The organism is Mesorhizobium sp. P2_E7 (genome assembly GCF_056403855.1).
The window spans coordinates 112545-119838 of record NZ_JBFUER010000011.1 but is presented as its reverse complement, the minus strand read 5'-3'; the positions used below and the strand labels follow the sequence as shown (position 1 = coordinate 119838).

Below are 7294 nucleotides of genomic sequence, written 5' to 3'. Positions count from 1 at the left end.
CGCGAACAGCGAAAACTCCGTCGCGTTGGTTGCGCCACACAGGCTTGCGGCGATCATCATCACGATCAGATCGCCTAGCCGGTGCGTGGCGTTGGCCGCACGCGGATCTGGCACCGCGCCGAAATAGCTCTCAAGGCTGGAAATGGCAGTCGCTCCTTCGCTAAGACTGCCTTCCCAAAGAATCTCTTCTCAAGCCAACTTCAAGCCCAAAATCGCCATATGCGATTCCCCTGCCTCAAGGGGGGAGATCAGCCCCCCTCAATCATACGTCAAATCCGTCGCCTTGCCGCCGAACACCCGATACGCATAGAACGAGTAGAAGATGATCACCGGCAGCACGACCACCGTGCCGGCTAGGATGATGGCGAGGCTTTCCGTCGCTGACGCTGCCTGCCAGATGGTCAGCCTGTCGGGCACCACGAAGGGGTAGAACGACCACGCCAGGCCGGCGAAGCCGAGCGCGAAGATGGCGGCGAGCGTCAGGAACGGCCGGAGCGCATGGCGGTCGTCGGGCTTGGGCAGATGGAAGGTCTGCCGCCACAGCCACAAAAACAGCAGCGCCGACAGGATCGGCAGCGGCGACAGATAGAGCATTTCGGGCCAGACGAACCATTTGGCGAAAATGCGCGGGCTGGCGAAGGGTGTGGCCAGCGACACCGCAGCCATGCCGAGCGCGGTCAGCACCAGGGCGGTGCGCAGCCAGGCCACCGCCTTCTTTTGCAATTCGCCTTCGGTCTTGTAGATCACCCAGGCCGCGCCCATCGCGGCATAGGCGGCTGATAGGCAGAGCGCCACCAGCGCGCCGAACGCGATGCCGCCCAGGCCGACATCGAGGCCAAGCACATAGACGCCCAGCATATAGCCTTGCGACAGCGAAGCGATGATGGAGCCGAGGAAGAAGATGCGGTTCCAGCGGTGCTTCTTGCCAGACGGCACCTTGGCGCGGAAATCGAAGGCGACGCCGCGCAGGATGAGCCCGACCAGAAGCACGAAAACCGGCAAATAGAGCGCGGTGAGGATGACGCCATGCGCCATCGGGAAGGCAACCAGCAGCAGGCCGACGGCCAGCACCAGCCAGGTCTCGTTGGCGTCCCAGAACGGGCCGATGGCCGCGATCATCGTGTCCTGCTCGGCATCTTCGGCCACCGAGAACAGGATGCCGATGCCGAGATCGAAACCGTCGAGGATGACATAGATCAGGATGGCGAGGCCCATCAGGCCGGCGAAGATGAGGGGGAGCGCGGTTGGCCAGTCGAAGGTCATCGTCTCACTCTCCTGCAGCCGGCTGCGACATCGCCGTCTTCATCACGCCCGGCAGCGGCGAGGTGTCGCCGTCCTTGGCCGCCTTCAGCGCCAGGTGCACCAGCACGCCGAGATAGGCGATCAGCAAAAGCACATAGAGGATGAGATAGATCGCCAAAGTCAGCGCGACATGGCTGCCGGCGACCGGGCCGACGGCATCCGCCGTCTTCAGCACGCCGGTGACCAGCCAGGGCTGGCGGCCGATTTCGGTCGTGTACCAGCCGGCAAGCGTCGCCAGCCAGCCCGACAGCGACATCGGCACCATCAGCATGGCCAGCGGCTTCGGCAGGCTGTGGCGGCGCTTGAGGAAGAAGGTCGCCGACCATGAGACGATGAGCATCAAAATGCCGGTGCCGACCATGATGCGAAAGCCCCAGAACAACGGGAGGACCGGCGGGTGCAGGCCGGGATAGTCGTTCAGCCCCGGGACGATGCCGCTGGTGGAGTGCCGCAGCACCACGCTGGCGCCATCGGGAATGGCGACCTCGAACCTGTTTTCCTTCGCCGCCTCATCCGGCCAGGCAAACAGCACCAGCGGCACGTTGGGGCCGGTGTTCCAATTGGCCTCCATGGCGGCGATCTTCTGCGGCTGGTGCTCCAGCGTGTTGAGCCCGTGCTGGTCGCCGGCAAAGATCTGGATCGGGATGAGGATGGCGGCGGTGAAGACGCCGGTGCGCAACGCCTTCCACATCGATTCCGAACGGTCGCCGCTGAGGTAGCGCAGCGCCGACAGGCCGGCGATCAGGAACGAGACGGTGAGCCCTGAGGCGAGCAGCATGTGCGTCAGTCGATAAGGCATGGACGGGTTGAAGACGATCGCCCACCAGTCGACGGGATGCGCCTTGCCGTCGATCATCTCGAAGCCGGCCGGCGTCTGCATCCAGGAGTTGAGCGCGATGATCCAGAAGGCGGACAGCGTGGTGCCGCCGGCAACCAGCACGGTGGCCAGCGTATGGACGCGGTTCGACACCCGGCGGAAGCCGAACAGCATGATGCCGAGGAAGGCCGCCTCGAGGAAGAAGGCGGTGAGGATCTCGTAGGCGAGCAGCGGCCCGGCAATGTTGCCGACCGTTTCCATGTAGCCCGGCCAGTTGGTGCCGAACTGGAAGCTCATGGTGACGCCTGAGACAACACCCATGGCGAAGGACAGCGCGAACACCTTAACCCAGGTGAAATAGGCGCGCATCCAGGCGGAATCGCCGGTGGCGTTGTAGCGGAGCTTGAAGAACAGCAGCACCCAGCCGAGCGCAATGGTGATGGTCGGAAACAGGATGTGGAACGAAATGTTCGCCCCGAACTGCATTCGCGACAGGATGAGCGGGTCCATGGCGGGCTCCGGCTGCTGTTTCTTGGCGCAGGATAGGCTGCCGATGCGGTGCGGTCAAAGCGGCGTGGCGCCACGCGGGGCGCGTTGTCGCAGCAGATGAGGCCAATCCGTCAGCGGCCCCGGCTACCCCGGCGAAACGGCCAAAAGGGAACGTTTGTCCAGAATTGTCAGCAATGGCATTGACTTCCGGGTTCGCGAACCGACATTCAGCGCAATAATAATCCCCCGCCTCTTTCAAGCAGTCGTTTCCCGCCCCATGCCTTCCACCAATTCGCCATCGATCATTTCCATTTCCGGGGTCACCAAGACCTATGCCACCGGCTTCAAGGCGCTGAAGGAAATCAACCTCGACATAGAACGCGGCGAGATCTTCGCGCTGCTGGGGCCGAACGGCGCCGGCAAGACGACGTTGATCTCGATCGTCTGCGGCATCGTCAACCGCTCGTCGGGCACGGTCACGGTCGACGGACATGACATCAATCGCGATTACCGCGCCGCGCGCAGCCTGATCGGGCTGGTGCCGCAGGAGCTAACCATCGACGCTTTCGAAACCGTATGGACCACGGTCAATTACAGCCGCGGCCTGTTCGGCAAGGCGCCGAACCCCGGCTTCGTCGAGAAGGTGCTGCGCGATCTCTCGCTGTGGGACAAGAAGGACGCCAAGGCGATCACGCTGTCTGGCGGCATGAAGCGCCGGCTGATGATCGCCAAGGCGCTGTCGCACGAACCGCGCGTGCTGTTCCTCGACGAGCCGACGGCCGGCGTCGATGTCGAGCTGCGCCAGGATATGTGGGCGATGGTGCGGCGGCTGCGCGACGACGGCGTCACCATCATTCTGACCACGCATTACATCGAAGAGGCCGAGGCGATGGCCGACCGCGTCGGCGTTATCAACAAGGGCGAGATCATCCTGGTCGAGGGCAAGGCGGAGCTGATGCGCAAGCTTGGCCGTAAGCGGCTGGTGCTGGAGCTGCGCACGCCGCTCACCGCCATTCCCGACGCCTTCTCCCGCTATGCGTTGGAACTGTCGGGTGATGGCGGACAGCTGACCTACACCTATGACAATCAGAGCGAACGCCCCGGCGTCGCCTCTCTGCTGCGCGAGCTTGAGGCCGCCGGCATCCAGTTCCGCGACATGGACACGCAGAACTCTTCGCTCGAGGAGATCTTCGTCAATCTGCTGAGGCAAGAACCATGAACTGGCGTGCAGTCTGGGCGATCTACCGGGTCGAGATGGCGCGTGCGTTCCGCACCGTGCTGCAGAGCATCGTCTCGCCGGTGATCTCGACATCGCTCTATTTCGTTGTCTTCGGCTCGGCCATCGGCTCGCGCATCACCGAGATCGACGGCATCAGCTACGGCGCCTTCATCGTGCCCGGCCTGATCATGCTGTCGCTGTTGACGCAGTCGATCTCCAACGCCTCCTTCGCCATCTATTTCCCGAAATTCGTCGGCTCGATCTACGAGCTTCTGTCGGCGCCGGTGTCGTATCTGGAGATCGTCATCGCCTATGTCGGTGGCGCCGCGACCAAGTCGATCATCCTCGGCCTGATCATCCTGGCCACGGCCTCGCTGTTCGTGCCGCTGCACATCCAGCATCCGTTCTGGATGCTCGCCTTCCTGGTGCTGACGGCGGTGACCTTCAGCCTGTTCGGCTTCATCATCGGCATCTGGGCGAAAAGCTTCGAGCAGCTGCAGCTGGTGCCGCTGTTGATCATCACGCCGCTGACCTTCCTCGGCGGCAGCTTCTACTCGATCAACATGCTGCCCGAGGTCTGGCGGACCGTGACGCTGTTCAACCCGGTCGTCTATCTCATCAGCGGCTTCCGCTGGAGCTTTTATGGCAAGTCCGACGTCTCGGTCGGCGTCAGTCTCGGCATGACGGTGGTGTTCTTGGCGGTCTGCATCGCCGTTGTCGGCTGGATCTTCCGGACCGGCTACCGGCTGCGCAACTGACGAACCGTGGCTTCGGCCAAGGGCTAGATCGCCTTGATCAGGCGCAGCAATCCGAGCATTTCGAACAGCGTGCCTTTGCGGAAGGCGATGTAGGTCGGCTCCTCGACGCCATGGAAGCGGCGCTTGAACGCCGCTTGGCCCTTAAGGTTGAACTTGCTGCGGTTGACCCAGGGCGATTCATAGGCGCGCTCGAAAGCGTTACGCCAGAAGCTCGATTCGGCAAATTCATTGGTCCCGACGTGGAGCATCGGCGACAGGCCGAGCGTGACGACCGAAATACCCTCGCTGCGAAAGCGGTCGACGGCGAATTTTGTCAGGCCGATCTCGGCATGCGGCGAGGCATCGATGTGCTTGCGCTTGAACGAGGTGGTGTAGCCGATCACCTTGCCGTCCTTGAACAGCGGATCGAAATCGAGCAAGGCGACGAGTTCGCCTTCCGGGCTGTAGAGCACGAAACGGCGCATATCGATGCCGAGATGATCGGCAAAGGGGCGGTTGAGGAACGCCATCTCCCAGCGCTTGACGATGCGGTCGGCCCGCCAGTTCTGCGACAGGCGCTGGACCTCATCGAGATAGACCGCTCCCTCGCCAAAGGAAAACCCCTTCTTCAGGAGCCAGCGTTCGGAATAGCGCACGGTTTCGTTGCGCTTGCCGGAAAAGTCGTGCGCGGGAAGCTCCAGCCGCGTATCGATGCCGAGACGGTTGACCTGGTAGCCGAGGCCGGAAAGCACGCGCGCCGTCGGCTCGCCGATCTGCACGAACCACGGGCTGTCGGCGGCTTCGACGAAGCGCCTGATGTAGTCGGGCCGACCGGGCGGATGAGCCACCGGGTCGCCGAGCGCGAAATGATGCTTCATCTTGGTGCCGAAGGCGATATAGCCGTCGGCGTCGCCGAAATAGGACAGTTTTTGCTGCACGGCGGTCGAATAGGCCAGCGAGAAGTCGCCGTGCTGGCGGACCAGCGCCAGCCGCTCGACATGCGTCAAATCCAGGCGCGGCACCTTGGCTGCGGCGCCCTCCAGCAGTCTGTCGAGAAAGATACGCAAGGAGGGCATGGTCGAACTTCCGCGTGCCGATGATAAACAGAGGCCTGCCCCCCAGGCCTCGAATCAGTCGCATTGACGCGACCTCATTATCGATCATATGGCCGCTGTGCCATATAGGACGGGTCCCCATGGCGCAGCTAAAAGGGAATCTCGACCGAATGGCGGCAACCACACGCGAAACGATGCCTATCGTCCCGGGGCCGAAAGGACCCGACGAGACGGTGATCGTCATTGGCGCCGGCGCGGCGGGGCTGGCCGCCGCCGACGCGCTTGGCCGACGCGGCATGGCGGCCGTCGTGCTGGACAAGGAACAGCGGATCGCCGAGCCGTGGCGGCGCCGGCACGAGAAGCTGACCCTCAACACGCATCGCGCCCTTTCGGCCCTGCCCGGCCTTGCCTTTCCGCCGCGCACCGCCGCCTTTCCGAGCAAGGATGTCATCGTCGGCTATCTCAAGGATTTTGCCCGCACCCGCGGCATAAGGGTTGAATTCGGTACCGCCGTCGAGAGGATCGAGCGCAGCGGCAGCCACTGGCTCGTTCATACCGGCCAAGGCGTGCTGAGCGCACGTCACGTCATCGTTGCCACAGGTCGTGATCGCTTGCCGTGGACTCCGGACTGGCCGGGCAAGGCGACTTTCGCCGGCAAGCTCGTCCACGCCGCCGATTTCGGCACCGCGGAGGACTATGCCGGCAAAAAAGTGCTGGTGGTCGGCGCCGGAAATTCCGGCTTCGACGTGCTCAACCATCTTGCTCGCGCCGACACAGAAGCCGTGTGGCTGTCGGCCAGACAGGGTCCGTCGCTGATGCCGAAGCGGATCGGCAAGGTCGCCGTCGCGCGCTTCGGCGGCTTCATGGCGATGCTGCCGACTTGGATTGCCGACGCGGTGATCGCGGCGACGCAACGCCTGGTGTTCGGCGACCTCACCCGTTTCGGCTTGCCGCCGGCGCCGAAAGGCGGCGCCAGCCGGCTCGGCGTCGAGCAGATCGCGATTGCCGTCGACGACGGCGCGGTCGCCGCGTTGAAGGCCGGCCGCATTTCGGTGGTGGCGCCGGTGGCAGCCTTCGAAGGCCAGGCCGTGCGGCTGACCGACGGCACGGTCATCTCGCCGGACGTGGTGATAGCGGCGACCGGTTATCGCACCGGGCTGGAAACCATGCTGGGCGATCTCGGCGTACTCGACGCCAAGGGCGTGCCGAAAGCCAATGGCGGCACCCCGAGTGGCCAGCCCGGCCTATGGTTCATCGGCATGCGCCCGAGCCTGACCAGCTATTTTCATAGCGCGGGTATGCAGGCTGAGGCGATTGCCAGGCAGATGGCACGGGAGTTGTAGCCGAGCGCTGGACAGAGAAACACAGCGCACTCTCGAGATTGCTGCTGCATCCGCACGACGGGATCGCATACCTCGGCGATTAGCCGAAGCGCCCCGTCCCTTCGTCATCCACGGGCGGAGCAAGGAGGGTAGCGACGCGGCGCAGACCCGAGGATCCATGCCGCGACATCAACGCGTTGCTACGGTGCAGAATTCTGCTCCGCGAACGCTCCACGGCGAAGGTCACGGAATGGATCCTCGGGTCTTCGCGACGCCGCTGCGCGGCTGCTTCGCCCGTGGATGACGAAGCTGAGAGGACTGCGGCCAACCTCCAAAGCAAGCTCTTGAAGTTG

The 7294-nt window shown here is 63.7% G+C and carries 6 protein-coding genes; 3 read left to right on the top strand and 3 right to left on the bottom strand.

What is annotated here, in order from left to right; genetic code table 11:
* Positions 1-258: 258 nt before the first annotated feature.
* Positions 259-1263 carry a cytochrome d ubiquinol oxidase subunit II gene (locus AC1DYC_RS30545; RefSeq protein ID WP_477411390.1) on the bottom strand — a complete coding sequence of 335 codons (1005 nt, stop codon included), beginning with the start codon at positions 1261-1263 and terminating at the stop codon, positions 259-261.
* 4 nt (positions 1264-1267) lie between these two features.
* The gene (locus AC1DYC_RS30540; RefSeq protein ID WP_477411389.1) at positions 1268-2629 is read right to left on the bottom strand and encodes a cytochrome ubiquinol oxidase subunit I; all 1362 of its coding nucleotides are present in this window, start codon (positions 2627-2629) and stop codon (positions 1268-1270) included.
* A 256-nt stretch (positions 2630-2885) separates the two neighbouring features.
* Here AC1DYC_RS30540 and AC1DYC_RS30535 point away from each other — a divergent pair, with 256 nt between their 5' ends.
* Positions 2886-3827, top strand: a complete 942-nt coding sequence (locus AC1DYC_RS30535; RefSeq protein ID WP_477411388.1) for an ABC transporter ATP-binding protein — start codon at positions 2886-2888, stop codon at positions 3825-3827.
* Positions 3824-4585: an ABC transporter permease gene (locus AC1DYC_RS30530; RefSeq protein ID WP_477411387.1), complete on the top strand. Its 762-nt coding sequence runs from the start codon at positions 3824-3826 to the stop codon at positions 4583-4585. Before AC1DYC_RS30535 ends, AC1DYC_RS30530 begins: the two co-directional genes overlap by 4 nt.
* Positions 4586-4608: 23 nt before the next feature.
* Here AC1DYC_RS30530 and AC1DYC_RS30525 read toward each other — a convergent pair whose 3' ends face one another.
* A complete protein-coding gene (locus AC1DYC_RS30525; RefSeq protein ID WP_477411386.1) occupies positions 4609-5640 on the bottom strand; it encodes a phosphatidylglycerol lysyltransferase domain-containing protein in 1032 nt (343 codons plus the stop codon).
* Between the two features lie 149 nt (positions 5641-5789).
* Between AC1DYC_RS30525 and AC1DYC_RS30520 the strand changes: the two genes are divergently transcribed.
* Positions 5790-6962 carry a flavin-containing monooxygenase gene (locus tag AC1DYC_RS30520; protein ID WP_477411385.1) on the top strand — a complete coding sequence of 391 codons (1173 nt, stop codon included), beginning with the start codon at positions 5790-5792 and terminating at the stop codon, positions 6960-6962.
* Positions 6963-7294: the final 332 nt, after the last annotated feature.